At 57.0% G+C, this 24084-nt stretch carries 21 protein-coding genes and 1 tRNA gene; 3 read left to right on the top strand and 19 right to left on the bottom strand.

What is annotated here, in order from left to right; translation table 11 throughout:
• Positions 1 to 244: 244 nt before the first annotated feature.
• From QMZ18_RS16360 to miaA, 10 genes are all read right to left on the bottom strand, one after another.
• Positions 245 to 320, bottom strand: a tRNA-Lys gene (locus QMZ18_RS16360).
• 150 nt (positions 321 to 470) lie between these two features.
• Positions 471 to 1628 carry a rod shape-determining protein RodA gene (gene rodA / locus QMZ18_RS16355; RefSeq protein ID WP_282607381.1) on the bottom strand — a complete coding sequence of 386 codons (1158 nt, stop codon included), beginning with the start codon at positions 1626 to 1628 and terminating at the stop codon, positions 471 to 473.
• Position 1629: 1 nt separating this feature from the next.
• On the bottom strand, positions 1630 to 3516 hold the full coding sequence (gene mrdA, locus QMZ18_RS16350) for a penicillin-binding protein 2 (protein WP_282607380.1): 1887 nt from the start codon (positions 3514 to 3516) through the stop codon (positions 1630 to 1632).
• Between the two features lie 148 nt (positions 3517 to 3664).
• Positions 3665 to 4174, bottom strand: coding sequence for a rod shape-determining protein MreD (gene mreD / locus QMZ18_RS16345; RefSeq protein WP_282607379.1), 510 nt, complete (start codon positions 4172 to 4174; stop codon positions 3665 to 3667).
• Positions 4171 to 5121 (bottom strand): rod shape-determining protein MreC, encoded by a 951-nt coding sequence (gene mreC, locus QMZ18_RS16340; RefSeq protein WP_282607378.1) that lies wholly within the window; start codon positions 5119 to 5121, stop codon positions 4171 to 4173. Before mreC ends, mreD begins: the two co-directional genes overlap by 4 nt.
• Positions 5122 to 5229: 108 nt before the next feature.
• Positions 5230 to 6270 (bottom strand): rod shape-determining protein, encoded by a 1041-nt coding sequence (locus QMZ18_RS16335; protein WP_142895713.1) that lies wholly within the window; start codon positions 6268 to 6270, stop codon positions 5230 to 5232.
• Positions 6271 to 6716: 446 nt separating this feature from the next.
• A complete protein-coding gene (gene ilvC / locus QMZ18_RS16330) occupies positions 6717 to 7736 on the bottom strand; it encodes a ketol-acid reductoisomerase (RefSeq protein WP_282607377.1) in 1020 nt (339 codons plus the stop codon).
• A gap of 147 nt (positions 7737 to 7883) precedes the next feature.
• A complete protein-coding gene (ilvN, locus tag QMZ18_RS16325; RefSeq protein ID WP_282607376.1) occupies positions 7884 to 8399 on the bottom strand; it encodes an acetolactate synthase small subunit in 516 nt (171 codons plus the stop codon).
• 196 nt (positions 8400 to 8595) lie between these two features.
• Positions 8596 to 10359: an acetolactate synthase 3 large subunit gene (locus tag QMZ18_RS16320; protein ID WP_282607375.1), complete on the bottom strand. Its 1764-nt coding sequence runs from the start codon at positions 10357 to 10359 to the stop codon at positions 8596 to 8598.
• Positions 10360 to 10519: 160 nt separating this feature from the next.
• Positions 10520 to 11560, bottom strand: coding sequence for a tRNA (adenosine(37)-N6)-dimethylallyltransferase MiaA (gene miaA / locus QMZ18_RS16315; protein ID WP_282607374.1), 1041 nt, complete (start codon positions 11558 to 11560; stop codon positions 10520 to 10522).
• Between the two features lie 132 nt (positions 11561 to 11692).
• On the opposite strand from miaA, the gene serB reads away from it, so the two are divergent.
• Positions 11693 to 12589, top strand: coding sequence for a phosphoserine phosphatase SerB (gene serB, locus QMZ18_RS16310; RefSeq protein WP_282607373.1), 897 nt, complete (start codon positions 11693 to 11695; stop codon positions 12587 to 12589).
• 222 nt (positions 12590 to 12811) lie between these two features.
• Here serB and QMZ18_RS16305 read toward each other — a convergent pair whose 3' ends face one another.
• Positions 12812 to 13354, bottom strand: a complete 543-nt coding sequence (locus QMZ18_RS16305) for a phasin family protein (RefSeq protein ID WP_282607372.1) — start codon at positions 13352 to 13354, stop codon at positions 12812 to 12814.
• A 567-nt stretch (positions 13355 to 13921) separates the two neighbouring features.
• Here QMZ18_RS16305 and QMZ18_RS16300 point away from each other — a divergent pair.
• Positions 13922 to 14725: a hypothetical protein gene (locus QMZ18_RS16300; RefSeq protein ID WP_282607371.1), complete on the top strand. Its 804-nt coding sequence runs from the start codon at positions 13922 to 13924 to the stop codon at positions 14723 to 14725.
• Between the two features lie 38 nt (positions 14726 to 14763).
• Here QMZ18_RS16300 and QMZ18_RS16295 read toward each other — a convergent pair whose 3' ends face one another.
• Together QMZ18_RS16295 and QMZ18_RS16290 are read right to left on the bottom strand one after the other, a co-directional pair.
• Positions 14764 to 15201, bottom strand: coding sequence for a GFA family protein (locus tag QMZ18_RS16295; RefSeq protein WP_282607370.1), 438 nt, complete (start codon positions 15199 to 15201; stop codon positions 14764 to 14766).
• 31 nt (positions 15202 to 15232) lie between these two features.
• Positions 15233 to 15973, bottom strand: a complete 741-nt coding sequence (locus QMZ18_RS16290; RefSeq protein ID WP_282607369.1) for a hypothetical protein — start codon at positions 15971 to 15973, stop codon at positions 15233 to 15235.
• A 204-nt stretch (positions 15974 to 16177) separates the two neighbouring features.
• On the opposite strand from QMZ18_RS16290, the gene QMZ18_RS16285 reads away from it, so the two are divergent.
• Positions 16178 to 17434 (top strand): D-alanyl-D-alanine carboxypeptidase, encoded by a 1257-nt coding sequence (locus tag QMZ18_RS16285; protein ID WP_282607368.1) that lies wholly within the window; start codon positions 16178 to 16180, stop codon positions 17432 to 17434.
• Between the two features lie 227 nt (positions 17435 to 17661).
• Here QMZ18_RS16285 and QMZ18_RS16280 read toward each other — a convergent pair whose 3' ends face one another.
• The 6 genes from QMZ18_RS16280 to QMZ18_RS16255 form a co-directional block, all read right to left on the bottom strand.
• On the bottom strand, positions 17662 to 18339 hold the full coding sequence (locus QMZ18_RS16280; RefSeq protein WP_282607367.1) for a PEP-CTERM sorting domain-containing protein: 678 nt from the start codon (positions 18337 to 18339) through the stop codon (positions 17662 to 17664).
• 349 nt (positions 18340 to 18688) lie between these two features.
• Positions 18689 to 20074 carry a phosphoglucomutase/phosphomannomutase PgmG gene (gene pgmG / locus QMZ18_RS16275; protein WP_282607366.1) on the bottom strand — a complete coding sequence of 462 codons (1386 nt, stop codon included), beginning with the start codon at positions 20072 to 20074 and terminating at the stop codon, positions 18689 to 18691.
• Positions 20075 to 20077: 3 nt separating this feature from the next.
• The gene (locus tag QMZ18_RS16270) at positions 20078 to 21406 is read right to left on the bottom strand and encodes a UDP-glucose/GDP-mannose dehydrogenase family protein (RefSeq protein ID WP_282607365.1); all 1329 of its coding nucleotides are present in this window, start codon (positions 21404 to 21406) and stop codon (positions 20078 to 20080) included.
• A 34-nt stretch (positions 21407 to 21440) separates the two neighbouring features.
• Entirely contained in the window at positions 21441 to 22340 is a 900-nt protein-coding gene (galU, locus tag QMZ18_RS16265) for a UTP--glucose-1-phosphate uridylyltransferase GalU (protein ID WP_282607364.1), read from the bottom strand.
• 149 nt (positions 22341 to 22489) lie between these two features.
• Positions 22490 to 23275: a DnaJ domain-containing protein gene (locus tag QMZ18_RS16260; protein ID WP_282607363.1), complete on the bottom strand. Its 786-nt coding sequence runs from the start codon at positions 23273 to 23275 to the stop codon at positions 22490 to 22492.
• A 25-nt stretch (positions 23276 to 23300) separates the two neighbouring features.
• Positions 23301 to 24059, bottom strand: a complete 759-nt coding sequence (locus QMZ18_RS16255) for a VWA domain-containing protein (protein WP_282607362.1) — start codon at positions 24057 to 24059, stop codon at positions 23301 to 23303.
• Positions 24060 to 24084 lie beyond the last annotated feature (25 nt).

Below are 24084 nucleotides of genomic sequence, written 5' to 3'. Positions count from 1 at the left end.
TTCGTCCCGACAAAACTGTCGGAATAGCAGCAGAAAATCCACTTATCTCAACTGTTCAGATTTGCCGAACCACCTCTAAGAGCGAATGCCCAGAAAAGAATACACTTATTGTTGGCAGCTCGTTAATCGAATAATCAAGCTCAAATCATCGTCGGAAAATAAACAACAGCGCAAGGGCGCGACACTTGCGCGACACATATCGTACTTACGCTACTTGGGGATATGACTTAAGTCATTGAGATAATGGTGGGCTGTATAGGATTCGAACCTATGACCCGCTGATTAAGAGTCAGCTGCTCTACCAACTGAGCTAACAGCCCCAAGAGGCGCGGTAATAGCAAGTCCCTGCGGCTTTGTCGAGGGGTTCGGTGCGGAAAATACGCGCGGTTTCTGATTTCTGGAGGATGGACATTGATTTTCGCAAAAGACACGGACCGCGCACGAAACTGTCCGCCGTGCGCCCATCTGCCCTAAAGCTCCTCCGTCACCCCGCGGCGGGAGATGAAAGTATCGCGGTGGACATACACCGAGATTACCAGCCCAAGTCCTACCATGACCGTCAGCATGGCGGTGCCACCGTAGGAGATCAGCGGCAAGGGCACGCCGACGACCGGGATCAGACCCATGACCATGGCAATGTTGATGAAGACGTAGAGGAAGAGGTTGGTGGTCAATCCAATGGCCAGCAGGCGGCCGAACTGATTGCGAGTGCGCAGGGCGATGGCAATGCCGTAGACGATCAGCAGGATGTAAAGGCCCATCAGTCCAAGCCCGCCGACCATACCGAATTCCTCCGCCAGCATGGTGAAGATAAAGTCCGTCTGCTTTTCAGGCAGAAAGTTCAGGTGGCTTTGCGAGCCGAGCAGGAAACCCTTGCCAAACATGCCGCCGGAACCCAGCGCGATCATAGCCTGCATGATGTGATAGCCGGTACCGAGCGGATCGGTTTCCGGGTTCATGAAGGTCATGACCCGGGCCCGCTGATAGTCATGCAGCAGTTGCCAGCCGATCGGGATCGCCGCCAACCCTGCGGCACCAACGATGGCGAATTTCCACAGGCGCACACCGGCACAGAAGAAGACGGCCCCGGCCGCCAAAGCCAGCATCACCGTTGTGCCCAGATCAGGTTGTTTCAGGACCAGCGCTGCCGGCGCTGCCACCAGGGCGAGCGGCAGCAGCAGATAGGTTGGACGGCCGATATCCTCGACCGAAACACCATTGAAATAGCGCGCCAAAGCCAGAATCAGGCAAACCTTCATGATTTCTGAGGGCTGCAGCTGAATGACCTTAAGGTCGATCCAACGCTGCGCCCCCATACCCACAGTGCCCATCACCTCGACCGCGACCAGCAGAATCAGGGCGATGATGTAGAGTGCATAGGCATAGCGGAACCAGAAGCGGATATCGATCAGGGCCACCGCCAGCATCACCAGCAGTCCCAACCCGAAACGCATTGCCTGACGCGATGCCCAGGGATTGATGTTGCCGTTACCCGCCGAAAACAGCATGGCAAAGCCGACCGAGAAGATCAGCACCACCAGAAACACCATGCCCCAGTTGATTGACCAGATCTTCTGCCCCAAGGTCAGGCCCGCACTGCGCGACATGCTGCTGAAACGTCCGGCCATCTCAGGTCTCCTGACCAGGCGCCTGGGCCTGAAGTTGGAATGCCGGCGCGCCCGAAGGGTCACGGCGCTGGGTTTCTGTCAGGATATCGCGGACGATCGGCGCCGCGGTACTGGAGCCGCCCCCACCATGTTCCACAACCACCGCACAGGCATAGCGCGGGTTGTGGACAGGTGCGAAGCCCACGAAAAGAGCGTGATCCCGGCGGCGCCAGGGCAGATCCTCGTTCTTGAAGACGCCGGCCGCACGTTCAGCGAGGGTAATACGACGGACCTGCGAGGTTCCGGTCTTGCCCGCCATCTCCCAGCCTTCATCCTTGATCCGGGCCTTGTAAGCCGTCCCGCGGCGATTGTTGGTGACCGCATCCATAGCGTTGTGGATCACTCTCAGATGCTCAGCCGGGATGCCAAGAGGTTCAAATACCGGATCCGGCTCGGCAATACCGCCCGCTTCATCATTGAAACCACGGGTCAGGCGTGGAGTCACCTTCAGGCCACCCGAGGCAAGCCGGGCAACCATGGTGGCAAGCTGCATGGGCGTAGCCAGAACAAACCCCTGCCCGATAGCGGCAATCAGGGTCTCGCCGCCCTGCCAGGGTTCGCCGACATTGGCCAGCTTCCAGGCTTTGGTGGGAATGACGCCGCTTCGCTCGCCCGGAAGGTCGACCCCAACCGGTTGGCCCAGTCCCAGACGATTCGCCATGGCAGCGATCTTGTCGACCCCGATGCGCCGGGCGATGTCGTAAAAATAGACGTCGCAGGAGTGCTGTATACCGCGGGTCAGATCGACCCAGCCGTGACCACCACGCTTCCAGCAGTGAAACTTGGAATTGCCGAGGCGCATGGAACCCGGACAGAAGACCGAGTGCTGTGCACCGATCCCCTCTTTCATGGCCGCAAGCGCAACGATCATCTTGAAGGTCGATCCCGGCGCGTAGGCCCCGGCGATCGCCTTATTGGTCAGGGGTGCAAGATGATCGTTGATCAGGCCGTTCCATTCGCGCGTCGACAGACCCCGGTTGAAGGCCGAAGGGTCGTAACTGGGCACGGAACCCAGCGCCAGAACGTCGCCGTTTTTGATATCAAGTACAACTGATGCCGCCGACTGCTGGCTCATCAAGCGCTGCTGAACATAGGTCTGCAGGCCGACATCAACGGTCAAAACCGCATCGCGTCCGGGCTTGCCCTCGTCACGTGAGAGCTCGCGGATCACGCGGCCGTAGGCGTTGACCTCCAGATGACTGTTGCCCTGCTTGCCTCGCAAAACCAGGTCGTGCTGCTTCTCCAGCCCATTCTTGCCGATACGAAAGCCAGGAAGCTCGAGCAGTGGATCACCAGTCAGATCTCGCTCCGACACGGCGGCAACATATCCAAGAGTGTGCGCAATTGCCGATCCGTAAGGATAGGATCTTGTCTGTCCCACCTCGATGCTGGCACCGGAAAGATCAGCGGCATTGACGGAAATCGTGCTGACTTCCTCCCAAGACAGATTATCACGCACGGTCACGGGCACGAACGCGCGCTTGCGCTTCACTTCTCGGAGCACCCTTTTGAAGTCGTGCTCCGACAGGGAGATGATATTGCCCAAAGCATCCAGAGTCGCTTCGACATTGGGAGTCTGTTCGCGGACCAGGACCAAGCGGTAATTCTGCTCATTGACCGCCAATTCGACACCGAAGCGATCCAGAATCCGGCCGCGCGGCGGCGGCAGAACCCTCAGATTGATACGATTGTCTTCGGCGAGAGTCTTATAGGTATCGGACTTCAGGATCTGCAGGTAGTACATACGGCCGGCCAGGGTCGAGAACAGCAGCGCCTGCCCACCGGCCAGAAACAGCGCACGACGCGAAAAGGTCTTCGATTTTGTACTATCGTCGTGATTTTGTGCCATTACCCGTTAAGTCCGTACCGCCTTCAATGAGACTGCCCAGGCCTGGGCGCTCAAAAGAAATCATTAGGTTTTCGGCGTACCTGCCGCTTGATCTATCTGCATCCCGGCGTATCTGCCACCGGTCCTGAAAGGTCTACCCTCGCAGTCTTCAGCGCAGAAACAGCCGTTGTCCGTGAACGAACAGCCAGGTAAAGCCAGGATAGACCGCCAGTGTCATCAGATACTGGAAAGTCGCCGGGCGGTGTTCCACCAGAGTCGCTGTCGACAGGCTTGTCAACAGCCACATCACGAAGAACGCCAGCACCGCAACCAGCGCGAAGATACTCCATATGACGACAAAGGACGCGCTGGTAAAGAAGCGCGCCTGCGATATCACCAGATGGCGCACGAGAAGCAACGCAATTGAGCCCACGCCCAGCATCGCACCGCTCAACAGGTCCTGCGTGACCCCAATCGCGAAGACCGCCCAGATCGGCATGAGGTCAGGCCGGTGAATGGTCCAGTAATAGACCGCGATCAGCGATAAAGATGGAATGATTGGGGCGAGATCGGGAATGCGCAGCGGCACCATAGAGGCAAGTATCAGAAGCAAGGTCGCCGTAACCGGAAACATGCTTCGGGCAATGGCATCCAAGCGCTGCCATAGACTTAGTTTCACCGCGTCGGCTCCATAACCGCTTTGCCGGCATCTGCTGCGGGCGTTTTGGCTTCAGCAGCCTCCTTAGCCTGAACACCGGCCTTTGCGAGGCCGTCTTCGGCAGACGTCAGAATGCGGGGCAGTTCATAGTCAACGAGGCGCAGAAATTCGAGATGTGACCAATCGACATAGGGCTCGACCCGCACCTCGTTCTCACGGACTTCAGTGACCACACCGATTGGTAAACCGCTCGGGAAGGCACCGCCATGACCGGACGTAACGACCCGGTCACCCACACGAATCTGAACGCCGGGGCTGAAATAGAGCAGTTCGGGCATCGGCGAGTTATCGCCTGCCAGCACGGCCCGGTCCCGTGACTGACCGACCAGAACCGGCACACGGCTGTTCATATCGGTCACCAGGAGAATTCTTGCGGCACGCCGGCCGGTTTCCGCAACCCTTCCTGCCAGGCCTTTACCGGTTAAAGCCGCCTGCCCTTTGGCCACGCCGTCGCGAGTACCGGCACTCACCAGCACGGAACGCACAAAGGCGCCGCCCTGATCGCCGATGACGCGGGCGGTGATATAGCGGGTCCGGGGCTCGATGGTCAGTTCATTGAGATCGCGCAGCAAGCGGTTTTCGTCTTCAAGCCGTTGCGCGGCAGCGCGCCACTGAAGCAGACGCTCGTTCTCTTGGCGAAGTGCCTCGTTGGTCGCGCGAACTTCCATCAATTCACGCGCATTGACGATAGCGTCCGACACCGTTGCGACAGGACTGGTTGCAAGCTCCAATATTGGCGCGACCGCGTCGTTCACAGCCGTACGAACCCGCTCTACAGCCGGTGTATCGGCTCGACCCAGGATGAGGAGGACAATTGCGAGGGCAAAAAAAACGATAAAAGCAGAGCGCTGTGCCCAAGCCCTGAGGGGCGTAGCTAAGCCGAGTACATTACCCGAACGTTTGTTCACAACGGCTCCCAATCGCCAAACGGTCCCTATAGGGTCCGCCGATAAGCATCTGATTCTTTATAACAAGGTTAAAATATTAAACCTAATAAATAAAGAAACTATTGACGTTTAGTCATTGGCAATCAGGACGTTACGAAGCACTTTCATTTCCTCGAGGCAACGACCGGTTCCAAGTGCCACACAGCTCAGGGGATCGTCGGCGATCGAGACCGGCAAGCCGGTCGAGGCACGCAACACGTAATCTAGATTCGTCAACAACCCGCCACCGCCGGTCAGGACGATTCCCTTGTCAACGATATCGGCAGCAAGTTCCGGCTTGGTATGTTCCAGCGCGACTTTTACGGCCTCGACAATAGCGCCAACCGGCTCGGCCAGTGATTCGGCGATCTGGCGCTCGGAAATCACCAGTTCCTTAGGCACGCCGTTCATCAGATCGCGGCCTTTGATCTCCATGGTACGGCCTTCGCCGTCTTCCGGCGGACAGGCTGATCCGATGTCTTTCTTGATGCGTTCAGCGGAAGCTTCACCGACCAACAGGTTATGATTGCGGCGGATGTAGGCGATGATCGCCTCGTCCATCTTGTCGCCGCCGACACGCACGGAGCGGGAATATACGATACCGCCCAGCGAAAGCACGGCCACTTCGGTCGTACCGCCGCCAATGTCGACCACCATTGAACCGGTCGGTTCGGTGACCGGCAGGCCGGCGCCGATTGCTGCGGCCATGGGCTCCTCAATAAGGAATACCCGGCGCGCGCCGGCGCTCTCGGCGGATTCCTGAATGGCGCGGCGCTCGACAGCTGTCGATCCGGAGGGCACACAGATGATAACTTCGGGACTGGCGAAACTGCCACGATTGTGCACCTTGCGGATGAAGTGCTTGATCATTTCCTCGGCAACATCGAAATCGGCGATGACACCGTCGCGCAGAGGTCGGATGGCTTCAATGTTACCCGGCGTACGGCCCAGCATCATCTTGGCTTCATCACCGACGGCCAGAACCTGTTTCTTGCCCTTGTATTCGGTCGTAGCGACCACCGAAGGTTCATTCAGAACGATGCCGCGTCCCTTGACGTAGACGAGCGTGTTCGCGGTTCCGAGATCGATTGCCATGTCGGCCGAGAACATGCCGAGCAAACGGGAAAACATGAAAGCTTCAACCCTTCACAAATGAGAAAGTTGCAAGAAAAGCCGGAACCGAAGCGCGCTGTACAGCGGCGCAACGAAGCATCTGAATACTCGCCGCGGCTGAACTGAAATGCATTGTCGTCACCACAGTCTTGTCACCACGTTGCGTTCTTTCGAATGAGTCCGACATCAAAGAGAAACTCGCCCCGAGAATCCGGGGAAACCGGTGTATTACCTACTCTATTAACCTTACAGAAAATGGTTAACAAGATCTAACTGGACAAACAGAAAATCGCTCTTTCTGCAAGCCGCAGGCACTTTTGATATCGCCGCGGCGTGAGTTATCAGGGAGCAAGCAAAAACAAGCGCTTCGACGCGGCCTTTTGAGATTTACGTTGCGGCGACAAAAAAAGGCCGGCTGAAGCGCAGCCGGCCTTTCGTCGAAGCGGCGAGTCGCCGACTCGAAGTCAGTTCTTTTCTTTGTCGACAAGCTTGTTCTCAGCGATCCACGGCATCATCGCCCGCAAACGAGAGCCGACCTCTTCTATCGAATGCTCAGCATTGCGACGACGCGTCGCCTTGAAGCTCGGCTGGCCTGCCTGACACTCCTGTACCCAGTTGCGGGTGAAACGGCCTGACTGAATGTCTTCGAGCACACGCTTCATTTCCGCTTTGGTCTCGGAAGTAATGATCCGCGGCCCCGTCACGTAGTCGCCGTACTCAGCCGTGTTGGAGATCGAGTAGCGCATGTTGGCCATACCGCCCTCGTACATCAGATCTACGATCAGCTTCACTTCGTGCAGGCACTCGAAATAGGCCATCTCAGGAGCATAGCCGGCTTCGGTCAGGGTCTCGTAACCAGCCTTGATAAGCTCGGTCAGACCACCGCAAAGCACAACCTGCTCACCAAAGAGGTCCGTTTCACACTCTTCCTGGAAAGTGGTCTCGATCACACCCGCGCGGCCGCCACCGATCGCCGATGCATAGGATAGTGCGATTTCCTGCGCGTTACCCGACGCATTCTGCTCGACCGCGATCAGGCAGGGCACGCCGCCACCACGAAGATACTCGGAGCGCACGGTGTGGCCCGGCCCCTTCGGTGCGATCATGAAGACGTCGATGTCCTCGCGGGCTTCAATCAGATTGAAGTGAATATTCAGGCCATGAGCGAAAGCCAAAGCGGTTCCTTCGCGCATATTCGGAGCCAGATCGTTCTGATAAATTCCAGCCTGCAGTTCATCCGGCGTCAGCATCATGACGACATCGGCCCAAGCAGCGGCATCAGCCGGCGTCATGACTTCGAGGCCGGCAGCTTCGGCTTTCTTGGCTGTTGCGGAGCCAGCACGCAGTGCAACGCGGACGTCAGCAACACCACTGTCTTTCAGATTGTTTGCGTGGGCATGGCCCTGGCTGCCGTAACCGACGATGACAACCTTCTTACCTTTGATCAAATTTACGTCGGCATCACGGTCATAATAGACTCGCATGGCGTTTTCCTTCCGTTTCTTCCTGTCTGTCTCTTTGGCTTACCCTTCGCGCGATTCCGGAGGCCCGGAACTCTGCACGACGGAAACTTCGGTAAATTCTCTTTTTCGCGACAGCCGGCGGTGGCCTATCGCGTTGCGCGGCCTATGTCAAAGACCTTTCGGTCCGCGGGATATAGCGACCACGCCGGTCCGGCTGACATCGACCAGTCCAAGCGGCTGCATCAGATCGATAAAGACGTCCAGCTTGTCGCTCTTTCCGGTCATCTCGAACACGAAGTGATCGTGGCTGGAATCGACCACCCGGGCGCGGAAAATATCTGCGATCCGCAGGGATTCGACGCGTTTTTCTCCCGTTCCCGCGACCTTGACCAACGCCAGTTCACGTTCGACGGCCGGGCCTTCATTGGTCAGGTCGCTGATCCGGTGTACCGGCACCAAACGGTCCAGCTGTGCCTTGATCTGCTCGAGAATCTGTGGCGTCCCCGAGGTGACGACCGTGATGCGTGAAAAGCTCTTACGCTGATCGACTTCGCTGACGGTCAAACTTTCGATGTTGTATCCGCGCCCGGAGAAGAGACCGATAACACGGGCCAACACACCAGGCTCATTGTCCACCAGCACCGCAATGGTGCGTTTTTCGATATTGGTTTCTTTCGGCGACATTGGCCGCATTCCGTTCATTGCAAGAAAAGCTGAAATTGAGAAGTCTGTGACTCGTGAGGTGCCTGGAGATATCGGAGCTCAATAAGGTTCGCCTGCGTCTATCCCCGACCGCTTCCGCGCCCGCTTTCACCGCCGCCCGGCAAGAGCGACCGGATCAAACCAGGCGAGAGCGGCGAATAGCGAGTGGCCCCAGCGCTCAGACGAGGACCATTCCCTCCTCGGAAATCGGCTTGGCCGCCTTATCCTCCGGGCCCATCAGCATTTGGTTATGTGCCGCGCCCGAAGGAATCATCGGGAAGACGTTTTCGTCCTGAACAACCGCGCAGTCGAAAACAACCGGCCGCGGCGTGTCGATCATCTCCATGATCATCCCGTCCAGGTCGGCCGCATCTTCGCAGCGCATGCCAACCATGCCAAAGGAGTCCGCCAATTTGACGAAGTCCGGCAGCGACGCCGAATAACTCTCGGAATAGCGCGCACCATGCAGCAGCTCCTGCCACTGGCGGACCATGCCCATCCACTGATTGTTCACGATGAAAACCTTCACCGGCAGATTATATTGCGCGATGCAGGAAAGCTCCTGAATGTTCATGAGAATCGAGGCTTCCCCTGCCACGTCGATGACCAGGGAATCGCGATGTGCCCGCTGCACACCCATAGCAGCCGGCAGACCGTAGCCCATGGTGCCGAGACCACCGGACGTCATCCAGCGCTTGGGCTCCTCGAACTTGAAGTACTGTGCCGCCCACATCTGATGCTGTCCCACCTCGGTGGTGATGTAGGTATCGCGATCCTTGGTCAGTTCATAGAGGCGTTGGATCGCGTACTGCGGTTTGATCAACTTACCCTTTTGTGTGTAGGCGAGACAGTCCTTGGAACGCCACTCGTCGATCTGCGCCCACCAGGCCTTCAGGGCTTTTTGGTCGAGAGTGTAATCGCCCTTGTCCCAGGCCTCGATCATCGCCTCCAACACCCGCGCCGCGTCGCCGATGATCGGCAGGTCGACCATGATGTTCTTGTTGATCGAACTTGGATCGATATCGACGTGGATCTTGGTGGAATTGGGTGAAAATTCGTCCAAACGGCCAGTCACCCGATCATCAAAGCGAGCCCCGATATTGATCATGACATCGCAGTTGTACATGGCCAGGTTAGCCTCGTAGGTGCCATGCATGCCCAGCATGCCGAGGAACTGCGGGTCGCTGGCTGGAAAACCGCCGAGTCCCATAAGTGTATTGGTACAGGGTACGCCGAGTTTGCGCACGAAACGGGTCAAAAGCTCCGATCCACGGTCTCCGGCGTTGATCACACCACCGCCGGTATAGAAGACCGGCCGCTTGGCCCCCGCGATCAGCTTAACCGCCTGCTCGATCCGATTGGGTTCCGCATCGATCTGCGGCTTATAGCTTCTGTGCTTGATCTCTTCCGGCGGAACATAGCAGTCGCTCTTACCCTGCAGAATATCCTTGGGAAGGTCGATCACGACAGGACCAGGACGGCCGTTCTGCGCAACGTAGAAGGCTTCGTGCATCACGCGCGGCAGGTTCTCGATCTCCTTCACCAGATAATTGTGCTTGGTGCAGGGCCGGGTGATGCCGGTGGTATCGGCTTCCTGGAACGCATCGTTGCCGATCAGATGAGTCGGCACCTGGCCGGTCAGGCAGACAATCGGGATGGAATCCATGAGGGCATCGGTCAACCCGGTCACCGCATTGGTGGCACCAGGTCCGGAAGTCACCAGCACCACACCAACTTTACCGGTCGAGCGGGCATAGCCCTCGGCCGCGTGTACCGCACCGCCTTCCTGGCGAACCAGGATATGTTCGATGTTGTTCTGCTGAAAAAGCGCATCGTAGATCGGTAGGACAGCGCCGCCTGGATATCCGAAAATGACCTCGACACCCTGATCCACCAGGGACTTGATCACCATCTCCGCGCCGCTCAACTGCTCCGATGCCATTTCCTGAATCCTTTAAATCGGCATGTTCAAAATTTGCCCCGCCAATCCGACTTACCGGGTTGCCCGTTCGCACAAATAAATCTGCAAATCTTGGCGCTTGGCAAAGCAAAGCCTTTCAACGCCACGCTTATGGCGAAGAGGCGCGCACCCTAACCGGTCATCAGGGCAGGGTCAACAGATACTGACGAATAATGTTAAATATTTTTGGCCTTAAACTTTCCGAATATTGCGTTTTGAAGACGTTTTCAGCAGCATACTGATGCCTCAACCATGTCATCTGGCGTTTTGCGTAACGCCGCGTTTCCTGCTGCGCCTTGGAAACTGCGGTTTCCAAGCTGGTCTCTCCCTTCAGATGGGCGCTAAATGCCCGAACGCCGATCGCCTTCATGACCGGGAGCCCCGGGTCGAAGCCCAAAGCCAACAAACTTTCGACCTCTTGAATCGCCCCTTCTGAGACCATTGCTGCGAAACGCGCATCACAGCGCGCGTAGAGCGCTTCACGTTCGGGAATCACGGCCAATTTCAAGAGTGACAGTTGAGGATCTGAGACTGCGGTGTTATCGGCTTGCTCGGCCTGCCAGCCAGCAAGCGACTGTCCGGTCGCGGCAAAGACCTCCGAGGCCCGCAAGAGGCGCTGTGTATCACCGACATTCAGGCGCGCCGCCATATTGGGATCGCACTCTGCCAGCTCCGCATAGAAAGCCTCGGGCCCTATGGCATCGAAATGTGCGCGGGTGTCTAGGCGAACCTGCTCCGGTATTTCCGGCACCGGCGCCAGGCCCTCTTCGAGTGTCCGCAGATAAAGCCCGGTTCCGCCCACCACGATCGGCAGTTTGCCCGCAGCAAAGGCCGCCTCGATTTCCGCCAGCGCCAGCTCACGCCAGCGTGCTGCCGAACAACGCTCGGCGCCAGACAACACGCCGTAAAGCCGGTGCGGCGCTTTTGCCAGTTCGGACGCGCCAGGCCGGGCAGTGATAATGCTGAGTTCGCGGTAAACCTGCATGGAATCCGCATTGATCACCACACCGCCGAAGGCCGCAGCAGCATCCGCGGCAAGCCCCGACTTACCACTCGCGGTGGGTCCGCTCACCAGGACGACCGGCCGTCGTGCAAGCGCACCGGAAACCGCTTCGGCAGCTTCGCTCAGTTCGGATTCGAGTCTTTCATCAGGCTCGATACTTTGATCAGGCTCGGCGGTCATGTCTCCTGCACGCGTCGGTGTTGGGTTCTACTGAGGTATCAAGTCCGCGGAGGCAGTGCAATCGGCCTAGTTTGCCGGATCAGAAAGCTTCGCGCTTGAACTCCTCCGGATGCAGACGCTATATCCGCCTCCATGTCCAATGTTCTTACCTTGGTCGCAGGGTCCGATGCGGCGCCACTTCTAACATCAAGCCTTGAACCGCTTCGGCAGATGCTGTCTGCGGCCGGTGCGTCAGTCCACGATGCCGATTGGCTGGCACCAGGGGTCGCCTGCGATCTGGCATTCGAGGGAATAGACATCCCGCATGCCCGTGAAACAACAGCAGGCATTCTATCCGAGCTCTCCGCCGATCATGCGTTTCAGAAAGCCGATGGCAGACGCAAATCGCTTTTGGTCGCTGACATGGAATCGACCATCATCGCGCAGGAGATGATCGACGAACTCGCCGTTATCCTCGGTATCGGCTCCAAGATTGCCGAAATCACAACGCGCGCCATGGCCGGCGAATTGGCCTTCGAAGACTCCCTGCGGAGCCGGGTGGCATTGCTGAAAGACCTGCCCGAAACCCAACTGCAGGAGGTCAGCAAACTAATGACCCTGAACCCCGGTGCGAGGACATTGGTGCAGACCATGCGGACACACGGGGCCTATACGGCCCTGGTGTCAGGGGGTTTTACCTTCTTCACGGCACAGATACGCGATGCCTGCGGCTTTCATGAAGACCGGGCCAACAGCTTGCTGATTGAAGAAGGAAGACTGACCGGTGCCGTGGCTGAGCCGATCCTGGGTCGTGAAGCCAAGCAGGCATCGCTTGAGGAGATTGCTGGGCAACGCGGCCTGAACAACTCTGCTGTCTGCGCGGTTGGTGACGGCGCCAACGATCTCGCAATGCTATCTGTAGCCGGACTGGGCGCCGCCTATCACGGCAAGGCAGTGGTCCGCGAAGCGGCGGAGTTTCAGATTGATCACGGCGATCTATCGACCCTGCTCTATTTTCAGGGTTACCGTCCGGAAGAATTTAAATGCTGAGGCTCAAAACGAGCATTCTCTTTTCCTGCAGTCTCCTTGAGCAGAGAGACGTCCTTTTCGGAACGCAAAAAACCCGGCAGTAAAACCACCGGGTTTTTCACGAAGTTCAGTAGACCGGATCCTGTTTAGTCGAAACCGCCGTATGATTTCGTCAAAGCATATGAACCCGCTCTGAAGAGTCTGATGGCTCGAATTGGAACCGATCTGACTCTCGCTTGCCAGTTAAGCAGCGACAGGCTTCATCAGCTTGTCGGTCATGACGTTCACGCGATCCTGGATCGGGGTCATGGCTTCGTTGGCAACCTTAACAGACAGCTCGGTCAGCTTCGCGCTTTCGGCCATTGCAGTGTCGAAGCTGCTCTTGGTGAAAGAAGTCTGCATGTCGACAGCTTCGCGGAAGGTTTTGACGCCGAGCAGCTGCTTGGAAACAGCAACCTGCGCGTCGAGCGAGGACTGAGCAAAGCTCATCCATGCCTTGCTGAGATCTTCGAAACCCTTGGCGACGATGTTGCCGCTCTGGACATAAGCGTCGATGTTGTCTTTGCCCAGCGTTGCGATTTCGTCATAACCCTGGAATACGGCGCTGGAAGTGCGCTCGACCTGCTCTTTGGTCATGGCAACAGCCTGCTCGTAACCCTTGGCAGCAGCTTCAGAACCAGCCTTAACAACCGATTCAACAACGTCCTTGCTGGCAGAAACCGCAGCTTCAACCGGTTTGATCGCTTCATTCGCAGTGGTCGAAGCGGTCGTCTTCTTAACAGCCATCTCTAAAACTCCTAAGATCTGAGGTCTGATCACTCTAATTCGAACTCCGAACAGAGCACGATCAGTCTCATAATTGATAAGTTAGAGGGCGATTCGCGATCTTGACCACTCAACGCAAGACCGATCGCACTCTATAAAAAGCACGGACTCAACGCCGTGCGTTTAACTCCAACCGTGCGAAGGCGATCGCCCGGTTCATCTCGTCAAAACTCAAAATGTTGCAGCGCAACACAAACCGTAAGATAGTTAATGTGTTTCTTGTGTCAAGAGTTATTTTGCACTGCAGCATTATGAACTGAAAACGCCAAAAACCAACGGGTGGAAAGGCCATAATAGACTGAATTTGGTTACAGTTTTTTAACCATAAACCAGCAAAATCTCGCACTTGCAGCAAAATTGGCTGCGTGAGAAACTTCCAACTCATCATTTTTTGGACTCGACGGACGCCGACTGTACGTTCATTCCTTGTGGCGCCAAGTGTTGCGTGACGGCGTTTGGTCCAGCGGCGAGTCCTTTCGAAGCGCCGAAGGCAGAGACGGAACTCTTCGTGAGATTGTGGATTAAAATATGACCTATTGCCTGGCCATCAAGGTGAAAGAAGGCCTTCTGCTGCTCGCCGACGGTCGCATCACAAGCGGCAATCAGGTGACCAATGCCAGTAAGGTCTCTCTCCACGGCCCGGCACCGGATGTCGCCGCCAACGATTCGGGGGCGGCGCGTGCTCATGACCAGTTCTTTGGCGTCATGACGTCGGGCTTAAGGTCCCTGCGGGATAAGACACTTGCCTACCTCGACCGCGACCTGAGATCACCAGACGGACCAACAGCATCCAGCATGCTTGAGGCTGTGGATCTCTATTGCAAAAGCCTACGTCAGGTCGCTGAGGAAGATCGCACCGCAATTTCCGAATCCGAACTGAGTTTCAATCTTCACGCAATTGTCTCCGGTCAATTGGCGAATGACCCGGAACCGACCGCCTACCTGGTTTATCCTGAGGGTAACTGGATCGAGATCGGCAAGCGTACGCCCTATCTTTCAATCGGCTCGACAGCCTATGGCAAGCCGATCCTGGACCGTGCACTCACCCAGGACACTTCGATGCTGACAGCCCTGAAGCTCGCCTACCTGTCCTTCGACTCGACGCGACTCTCGGCGGCAGACGTCGGTTTCCCCCTGGACGTCCTGACTCTGGCGGGTGAAGAGCGAGTCTGGCGCCAGGCTCACTACGACTACGATGATCTGCGCGAGCAGCGCATTTGGTGGAATGAACACCTGAAAAAGCTGGCCGACGAAATGCCAGACGGTCCCTGGGCTGAACGCCTCGTACCCGGGCACGACTCCAAGCGTCTTTCACTGGTGTCAGACGACTAAACACATGGCTCCGCGCTCAATCGGCGCCGGCGGGCAGATCAGCGCCCACGCATCCTAATCCGCGCTTCTGCGATTTCCGACAGCCGTGGCCCCTGCCACTCTGGCCGGGCAGTTGTCGCAACGACTGTCATGTCCAGCCCTTCAGTCGCACGCACCGGCAAGCCCTCGACCGTCAAATCATCCAGACAAGATGCATTGACGCTGTAGTGGTCAGGTTGCGCCCGTTTCCTGTGAAAGGTGTAGATGCCGCAGACCGAACAGAAGAAGTGCTGCGCAACCTGAGTGTTCCACTTGTAAAGGGATAGCTTGTCCTCACCGGCAATCAGCGTGAACTTCGACTCATGCACTTTGGTCATCAGCGCATTCTTCTTGCGACACAGCGAGCAGTCACAGGTAACCAGTTCCCTGATCTCAGCTTCTGCCTCGATCTCGAAACGAACTTCGCCGCAATGGCAAGATCCGCGATAAAGAGTCATAGCCGATCACTCCTACCGTGCGGTTGCCGCATTAAATCTTGCCCGCCGCACCCTTCAGACCATTGTCCCCCACTTCAACATTGAAGGTGGGGTTGTAGTCGCGGCGGTCCGGATGGGAGTCATTTGCCTGAATGCGTTCTGCCGCCGCTATTTCGCGTGGTGGATTGACCGGCACGCCGGTTTCATCGAGCGCAAACAAAACCTTGGGAAAGGATAACTCCTCGAACCGCGGTGACGGATAACGCCAAGCATTGAAGACAAAGACGCCATCGTAGCAAATGTTTGACAGCCAATAGAACTCACCGGAAAACAGCCGCAAACCCTCTGATGTCGCTTTACCGGCGCCGCTGGCCTCGAAGGCATTCTCCAATTCGGTCAACTCCTGCTGCGTCAACCGCCTGTTGGACTTGTTCCAGGCACTGTTCTTAAAGGGATTGACCGCATCAAGGTTGTTCAGATTGATCCCACTGCCTTCCTGCACTCTGGCTGTGAGCTGTGCCCCACCGGCGCCGTCATTGACCAATTCATAGCTGCGAATCTGTTCGTCGTAGCGGCCATTATAGATCAGGCGATATTCGAAACCGGAGCCTGGTTGGCAACGGGCACGGACATCATCGCCGTTCAGATAACTGAACCAGGTCGCTTTCTGGGTGAGTGGCTGATCGATATCACCGCGGTAGGTACACGCCGACAGAACACCAAGAAGTAGCACCGTGGTAACGCCGAATGAGCCCGAAATGACTCTGCGCAACGGCGCATTTTTACGTCTCATGACTGGAACGCCTCCAGAGTTTGAATGTCTAAAATATGAGGAGAATTTTAACCACATTTCAAGGCCATCGGCATTATCCTTCTGGACAGGGAGTCGTCGATTCCCTAAAGTTCATGTAGAATCATAGGCGTATACTCGACTCTTAGGGGTTAACCTTTGAATTGTGGCAGAACAGTCAGTAATATCAGACTCTTGGGGATAGGCGTGCGGCGGCTTTTCGGGTTCTTGGTTATTGCGGTTTCGCTGATTGCCGTGGCTGACACGGCCAAAGCTCGCTATGCATCCATCGTTATCGATGCCGAAACCGGGCAGGTTTTGCATGGCGCGAATCAGGATACGCGCAACTATCCCGCGTCCCTCACGAAGATGATGACGCTGTACATGGCGTTCGAAGCGTTGGAAAACGGGACGCTTACACTCGACAAAAAACTCAAGGTTTCCCGCCGTGCGGCAGGGATGCCGCCCTCCAAACTGGGTCTCAAGGCCGGCAAGACGATTCGCGCTAAAGACGTCATCCTGGCGCTGGTCACAAAGTCTGCCAATGATGCCGCTGTGGTGATGGCCGAGGCGCTGGGCGGCAAAGAAACCCAGTTCGCCCGCATGATGACGAAAAAGGCGCGGGCTCTGGGGATGAAACGGACATCATTCCGCAATGCTTCTGGCCTTCCGAACCGCGGCCAGCTGAGCACAGCCCGGGATATGTCGAAACTGGCGCAGGCACTGCTTCGCGACTTTCCTTCTTATTACAGCTACTTCTCGACCAAGTCCTTCACCTATGCAGGTCGGACCTACCGAAACCACAATAAGTTGCTGAAGAACTATAAAGGCACGGACGGCATCAAGACCGGTTACATCAGGGCGTCCGGCTTTAATCTGGTCGCTTCGGTCAAACGCAATAACCGTCGGCTGATCGCGGTTGTCTTTGGCGGACGGACCTCCCGCTCCCGGGACCGCCACATCAAAAAGCTTCTCGATCGTGGCTTTACCAAGCTGGCCGAAATCCGGATTGCCGGCACACCGCCGGTCCCTCGCCGCAAACCGGTTTCTTCGCAATACGCGCTGAACGCTTCAGATAAAAATTTGACACCGGCGGTCAGTCCAGTGAGCGGTATTCCGATCGTCACCTCAGCCGGAGAACCGCTTTCCCCGACCCAGCAGGCAAGCCTCGGTACGGTTGAGCAAGGCTCCGCAAACGCCGCCTTCTCATCGGGCAACTGGGGTGTTCAAGTCGGTGCCTTCAGTAGAGCGGCACCCGCCCAGCAGGCGGCCACCCTCGCGGCTCACAGCGTCCCACAGATACTGAGTTCGAAGCCGATTTCGGTTCTGTCGGTCGACGGCCTGAAAGGCACGCTTTTTCGGGCACGCGTTGGTGACCTGAATGAAACAAGCGCCCGCGAAGCCTGCCGTCAGCTGACCTTCATGTCCTTCAACTGCGTCGTGGTTCCGCCGGGCAGCAGCTAAGTCTTGATATAAGAACTGCAATAACCCTGGTCGCTTCATCCTGCTGCCAGGGTTATTGCATTGGAGGTCTGCATTCCTTTTGAGACCCGAATTCCGATCGAGACGGGAATCGGTTCATTGCAGTTTGCGGTTTCCGGAAACGAGAGGCCTCAATGTTTGCATTCGCAATAGGGCAGCATGCTGATTGCGAGGCGGATGGTTTTGAATCAACCCAAACGCAAACTGCTTTAGCGGCGACGGCGCGAGGCAAAACCAAGTCCCGCCAGGCTGAACGAAAACAGCACGAGACTGCCAGGCTCAGTGACCGCAACGATGCTCTGACCGGAACGGCCAAGGTATTGGAGGCTCACCGTATCGATAAAGCCGCCCAGGGTGTTTTCCGTGCCCTCGGCCCGGAAAGACAGCCGCCGTGTCGCATTGTCCTCACCAACAAAGAAAGAAACTGAGCGCTTGATCCAGCCGTTCGCTCCCGCTCCATCTGCCGTGTCGAGCAGGTTCGAGAAGAGCTCACCGCCGTCGAAGTAAACGCCGATGGTGTTATCATTCTGCGACCCGGTACGAGGCTGATAAAAGTACTCGAGTAGATAGTTTCCCGGCTCAAGACCCGTAAGATTACGCGTCATCGCCGAGTTCGAGAGCGCCGGGTTTCCACTCCCGCCGCGGCTGATGTCGCTGTCCAGCTCGATGTACTGATTGCCAGAATGTGCCTGAACAACAACACCGGAGGTCTGGATCTCGATACCGGTGCCCTGGGTCGCGGTCCATTCGCCCCCAGAAATCTGCTGATAGACCTGCCAGTTCATATTGTTGACAGGGGTCTCGAAATTGTCGGTAAAGATCACACCCGCTTCAGCACTTGCGCTGAAGCAGATCGCGGTCAAGGCACTCAAAACAAACTGTTTCATCTATCCTCGCAGTAAATTCGCTACTTGCGTTTGAGACGGCGCGTCTCAATTCGAGGCCATGACAGCAGTTTTCGTGCCAGAAAATTTATTCTTTGTTTAACAGGGAATTAACAATTCTATTATAGTAAACAAAAGGTTAACTGTAAAATTACCTGACGCTTTCGCACCTGCACTCAAAAAACTTGTCAGAATATCCGACAGCATTACTGACCTGTATTGCTGGATATCAGACGGCAGGGCTCGCAAGCCGCAGCGACTTCAACAAGGAACCTTGTAGTTGGCAGCCATACACCGGCAAATTCGGCGTGACCGGGAGGTACCGCCGCAATTCGCCGGATCCGCAATCACATCAAAAGTCAGGGACATCCAGACCACTGGCGGCGATCTGTTCTGCGACTGCCTGCTTAAGGCGCACAAGACCCTCATCATCCGCCGCTTCACAACGCGCCACCAGCACATCTTGGGTGTTTGACGCCCGCAACAACCACCAGCCGTCGGCCGTACGGACGCGGACACCATCGATGTCGTTCACGTCCGCGCCGTTGGCCGCCAGGCGGCTTTTCACTTCAGCGATCACGGGCACCTTCCGCTCTTCTGAACAGGGAAAGCGGATCTCCGGCGTGTTGACCACCTGTGGCAGAGAATCACGGTAGGCCGCGAGACTTTGGTCGGAATGGCTCACGATGTTGAGCAGGCGCACTGCAGCATAGAGGGCATCGTCGAAACCATAGAAGCGGTCGGCGAAAAAGAGATGTGCCGACATCTCACCGGCAAAGGGTGCATTGGTCTCGATCATCTTGGTCTTGATCAGAGAGTGGCCGGTTTTCCACATCACCGGCTTACCGCCGGCGCGCGCGATCTCGTCAAACAACACCTGGCTGGCCTTGACGTCCGCGATGATCGTGCTGCCGGGATGCTCCTTCAGAACATCGCGGGCAAGCAGCAACATGATTTGATCACCCCAGAGCACCCTGCCCTGTCCGTCTATCAACCCGATCCGGTCCCCGTCGCCGTCGAAGGCTATGCCGAGATCGCAGTTCCCCTCAGCCACTGCAGCCTGAAGCTGCACAAGATTTTCAGGCACCGTCGGATCCGGGTGATGGGCCGGAAAGGTTCCGTCAATCTCTTCGTTCAGCAGTTTATGTTGCCCGGGGATCTTTTTGCAAAGCGCAGTCATGACCTCCCCGGCAGCACCGTTGCCCGCATCCCAGGCAATCGATAGTGACTTCGGCCCCATATCCAGGTCCACCAGCAGGCGGTTCAGATAAGCATCGAACATTGGCTGATCTTCAGCCTGCCCCGCTCCGGACTCGAAATCGCCTGCGGCCGCAATCCGGCTCATCACCTGGATCTCTTCACCAAAGAAGGATTTCTTACCCAGCATAATCTTGAAGCCGTTGTAATTCGGCGGGTTGTGCGAACCGGTCACCATGATTCCGCCGTCGGCATCCAGTTCGTAAACCGAAAAATACAACATGGGTGTCGGCCCACGGCCGACCCGTATCGCGGTGATGCCACTGGCGCGCAGTCCTTCAACCAAACCGGCTTCCATCTCCGGTGAAGACAAGCGGCCGTCATAGCCGACGCAGACACGGCTGCCGCCCTTGCGCGCGACGATCGTCCCGAAAGCCCGCCCGATCGCACGGGCATCGTCCGAAGACAAAGTTTCGCCGACCACGCCGCGCACATCGTATTCGCGCAGGATCGTGGTGTTGAAGTTATGGCTGGTCGTCATGGCTTAGCCTCCCGCGCTGTCCAGGCGGCCTGGACGGCCAACAGATGTATAGTCGAAACCTGCGCCCGCCATTTCACTCGGATTGTAAATGTTCCGCAGATCGACCATGGCCGGCGTGCGCATCAATGTTTTGACCCGATCGAGATCAAGGCCGCGGAACTCGTTCCACTCGGTAATGATCACGAGCACATCAGCGTCGGGCATGGTGTCATAGGCGTTTTCGCACCAGGTCACGTCAGAGATAACCTTTTTGGCCTCCTCGATACCTTCGGGATCGTAAACCCGCACCGCGGCCCCTGCCGCCCGCAAAGCCGGGACGATATCGATGCTGGGTGCATCGCGCATATCGTCCGTGTTCGGCTTGAAGGTCAACCCCAGGACAGCTACGGTCTTGCCTTCGAGTGAGCCGCCACAGTGAGCAAGCACCTTTTCTGCCATTCGTTTCTTCCGCTTGTCGTTGATGTCGACAACCGTTTCCACGATGCGTACGGGTGCTCCCTTTTCCTGGGCCGTATGCGCCAATGCAGTTGTATCCTTGGGAAAGCAGGACCCGCCGTAACCAGGACCGGGATGAAGAAACTTGCGCCCGATCCGTCCATCGAGGCCGATGCCCTTTGCCACGTCATGCACGTCGGCACCGACCTTTTCGCAAAGATCCGCGATTTCATTGATAAAGGTGATCTTGACCGCGAGAAAAGCGTTCGCGGAGTATTTGATCAGCTCGGAGGTTTCCAGCTCAGTAAAGAGGATCGGGGTCTCAATCAGATAGAGGGGCCGGTAGAGTTCGCGTAGAACTTCCTGCGCCCGCGGCTCCAGCGTACCGATGACCACGCGGTCCGGCCGCATGAAGTCGTTGATGGCGGCCCCTTCGCGCAGAAATTCGGGATTCGAAGCGACATCGAAGTCGGCGTCGGGGCGGGTTTCGCGGATGATCTGAGCCACTTCGCGGCCGGTCCCCACAGGCACGGTGGATTTGGTCACAACGACCGTGTAGCCATCCATTACCTCGGCCACTTCCTTCGCGGCCTGGCGCACGAAGGTCAGGTCCGCCTGTCCGTCACCGGCCCTTGAGGGCGTGCCGACTGCGATAAACACCGCATCGGCGCCCTGAACTGCGGCCGCGAGGTCCGTGGTAAAGGAAAGGCGCCCGGCAGCGACGTTGTTCGCCACCAGCTTATCAAGGCCGGGTTCGAAAATCGGAATTTCACCGGCCAGAAGCTTGCCGATCTTACTTTGATCTTTATCGACGCAGACGACATTGGTGCCGAATTCCGAAAAACAAGCTCCCGAAACCAGGCCAACATAGCCGGTTCCGATCATTGCGATACGCATAAACGAATATCTCCGCTAACAACGGTCTGTTGAGTTAATCTGCCGAAACCGCAGCTTCTGCACCGGGCGCATAGCGGCTCAGGATGTCCGCCATATCGTTACCCAGATCCGGTCGGGCCAGTGCAAAGGCGATATTGGCTTCCAGGAACCCCGCCTTGCTGCCGCAGTCAAAACGCGTGCCGCTGAAACGCAGGCCATGGAAAGGAATGCGGCCGATCGTCCGCGCCATGGCATCGGTCAGTTGAATCTCGTTACCGGCACCACGTTCCTGGCGTTCGAGCTCATCGAAGACCTCGGGCTGCAGGATGTAGCGGCCAATGATCGAGAGTGTCGAGGGAGCAACTTCGGGCGCCGGTTTTTCGACCAGTCCCTTCGCCTCAGCGAGCTGGCCGTTATCGCTGACGACATCCAAAATGCCATAGCGATTGGTGTGTTCTCTTGGAATATCCATGACGGCAACCAGATTGCCGCCAACAGGTTCGTGGGCTTCGACCATTTGCTTCAGACAAGGCGTCCTGGCTTGAACCAAGTCGTCCGCCAGCAGCACGGCGAAGGGCTCATTCCCGACCAGATTACGCGCGCACCACACGGCGTGTCCCAGGCCCAGAGGCTCCTGCTGGCGTGTGTAACAGACCTTACCCGGCGCTGCGAGCAGTTCAGCGATCTGCTCCAATTCAGCGGTCTTGCCACGGCCCGAGAGCGTATCTTCGAGCTCGTGGCTGCGGTCGAAGTGATCCTCGATACAGGCCTTGCCGCGCCCGGTCACGAAGATGAATTCCTCGATCCCCGCATCGCGAGCTTCCTCGACTGCATACTGAATCAATGGCTTATCGACCACCGGCAGCATTTCTTTCGGCATGGCCTTGGTCGCGGGAAGAAATCGCGTTCCCAGTCCACCAACAGGGAAAATCGCCTTGCGCACCCTAGCATTCATCGGTTTGAGAGCCTTTGGATTAAGTGAATGTTGAGATGAAATTTTGCCGTAGCATTAATGTGAAACGTTGTAATGCCATAGCGTTAATAACGTGACAACAGGCCGAACCAGACTATTGCAGGAAGATTAATATCGAAGAGGGGAAAAAATTAATCCTTTAGCAGCAGATCCTTGGCCCGGTTGATCTGAGCTGCAAGAAAATTGGAACCGCCGTGATCAGGATGGATCTTTTGGAGAAGCCGTTTGTGCGCCTCGCGGACTTCTTCCTTCGACGCCCCTGGCTTAAGCCCGAGAACTTCATAGGCTTGCTGACGTGTCATCGCTTCACTCGGCGTGTCCTCATTCGTGCGCCTGCCGCTGCTGCTGCCCCAGCCACTGCGGCTTTTCCGACGATGACCGCTCTCCTTCTGGGCTGAATCATCGTATCCAGAGCTCTCTTCGGCGGAGTCTCCCGGCCAATCGGGTCCGAGTCGGCGATTGAGATAACTCTCGAGCACCGAGGCGGATTGTGCATCGACAACGATTTCATTCCAGAGGTCCATTAACTCCTCTCGGGTCAATTCATCGAGACCACGCCCGGCGAAGGCGCCGTCGAGAACATCACCACTCAAATCTCCACTGTCATGATCCAGGGTCATGCGGAAATACCTGGTCACAACCTCCGAGGTCTGCCCCGGTTGCGGCCCCATGGCTGCACGGACTCGGTTCTTCAATGCACGAAAGCGGGCGAAAAACATCAAGATCACGGGCGCGAGTGCAAGCAGCAAAGCAATCCGTCCAGTCAGAACGATCAGGATCAGTATCGCCACCGCCACAACGATGACCACGCGTGGCACCGTCTTTGCCAGGGCTTTCGGATCGGCACTGCTGTACCACTTCGCCAAAAGCAGCAGACCGACAAGACTGCATAAACCGAGAAAAAAATAACCGATCACTTTTGGATCACTTTGCTTGGCCAGATCACTTTATTTGATGCGTCAGCTGCAAAACGGGACCACCCGCTCTGCGTCCGTAGTCGACCAGCGCCCGGCGTCCTCCGGCCGCATAGACCGCCACAGCGGCCAGAAGGTCCCTCAGTTGGCGAGCGCTGGAAGCGTCGAAAGAACAGTAGGCGCCCCCCGACAAACGTGCAATCTGCTGGAAGGCACCGGCTGCGATTGGGTCGAGTCCCTCATGGAACATGAAGCAGGGCACGCCCAGAACCCCGAGTTCGCCCGCCAGATGCCCCAGATGGTCGATATCTTCTTCGACCGCGTCGCCGACAAAGACCAGAGCGCCGACCTTCTTTTTCTTGGTTTCACCGATGGCCCGGTTGAGCACTTTGCCGATCTGCGTGTGACCGGCGAAGCAGGAAACCGACGTCATGCGCCGGAGCAGCTCATCGGCATTGGCAATCCAGCTCGACGCCTTGCATTCGCCGAAACCGCGGTAAAAAACCAGTTGAATTTCCAATCCACCTAGAGCGCTGGTTTCCTTAAACATCTCAGCTTGAATATGGCAGGCTTGGTCCCAGGTCGGCTGGCGGCTCGCCGTAGCGTCCATGGCGAAGATCAAACGCCCGCGTCCACCCTCCGGCGCCGGTGCCGTGGATTGAGCGACCTTTCGCAGGAACGCGTCGACTTCTGCCCCCGAAGACTGGGTGACATCAGACGTGTTTTGCCTCGCTTCCGGCGATCGACCGTCACCAGAGCGACTCGGTATATTTTTGTCACCGGCCATAATCAGGATTCCCTATCACTATTTA

Source organism: Pelagibius sp. Alg239-R121, assembly GCF_947331435.1.
Taxonomy (GTDB): Bacteria; Pseudomonadota; Alphaproteobacteria; order Kiloniellales; family Kiloniellaceae; genus Denitrobaculum.
This window is presented reverse-complemented; position numbering and strand designations above follow the sequence as displayed.

Bases quoted from the DNA above. Each gene is read 5' to 3' on its own strand.
- QMZ18_RS16280 (WP_282607367.1), bottom strand. From the start codon at position 18,339: ATGAAACAGTTTGTTTTGAGTGCCTTGACCGCGATCTGCTTCAGCGCA.
- miaA (WP_282607374.1), bottom strand. From the start codon at position 11,560: ATGACCGCCGAGCCTGATCAAAGTATCGAGCCTGATGAAAGACTCGAA.
- mrdA (WP_282607380.1), bottom strand. From the start codon at position 3,516: ATGGCACAAAATCACGACGATAGTACAAAATCGAAGACCTTTTCGCGT.
- QMZ18_RS16305 (WP_282607372.1), bottom strand. From the start codon at position 13,354: ATGGCTGTTAAGAAGACGACCGCTTCGACCACTGCGAATGAAGCGATC.
- rodA (WP_282607381.1), bottom strand. From the start codon at position 1,628: ATGGCCGGACGTTTCAGCAGCATGTCGCGCAGTGCGGGCCTGACCTTG.
- QMZ18_RS16300 (WP_282607371.1), top strand. From the start codon at position 13,922: ATGACCTATTGCCTGGCCATCAAGGTGAAAGAAGGCCTTCTGCTGCTC.
- pgmG (WP_282607366.1), bottom strand. From the start codon at position 20,074: ATGACGACCAGCCATAACTTCAACACCACGATCCTGCGCGAATACGAT.
- QMZ18_RS16255 (WP_282607362.1), bottom strand. From the start codon at position 24,059: ATGGCCGGTGACAAAAATATACCGAGTCGCTCTGGTGACGGTCGATCG.
- QMZ18_RS16320 (WP_282607375.1), bottom strand. From the start codon at position 10,359: ATGGCATCGGAGCAGTTGAGCGGCGCGGAGATGGTGATCAAGTCCCTG.
- QMZ18_RS16270 (WP_282607365.1), bottom strand. From the start codon at position 21,406: ATGCGTATCGCAATGATCGGAACCGGCTATGTTGGCCTGGTTTCGGGA.
- QMZ18_RS16335 (WP_142895713.1), bottom strand. From the start codon at position 6,270: ATGTTTTCCCGTTTGCTCGGCATGTTCTCGGCCGACATGGCAATCGAT.
- galU (WP_282607364.1), bottom strand. From the start codon at position 22,340: ATGAATGCTAGGGTGCGCAAGGCGATTTTCCCTGTTGGTGGACTGGGA.
- QMZ18_RS16295 (WP_282607370.1), bottom strand. From the start codon at position 15,201: ATGACTCTTTATCGCGGATCTTGCCATTGCGGCGAAGTTCGTTTCGAG.
- QMZ18_RS16290 (WP_282607369.1), bottom strand. From the start codon at position 15,973: ATGAGACGTAAAAATGCGCCGTTGCGCAGAGTCATTTCGGGCTCATTC.
- ilvN (WP_282607376.1), bottom strand. From the start codon at position 8,399: ATGTCGCCGAAAGAAACCAATATCGAAAAACGCACCATTGCGGTGCTG.
- ilvC (WP_282607377.1), bottom strand. From the start codon at position 7,736: ATGCGAGTCTATTATGACCGTGATGCCGACGTAAATTTGATCAAAGGT.
- serB (WP_282607373.1), top strand. From the start codon at position 11,693: ATGTCCAATGTTCTTACCTTGGTCGCAGGGTCCGATGCGGCGCCACTT.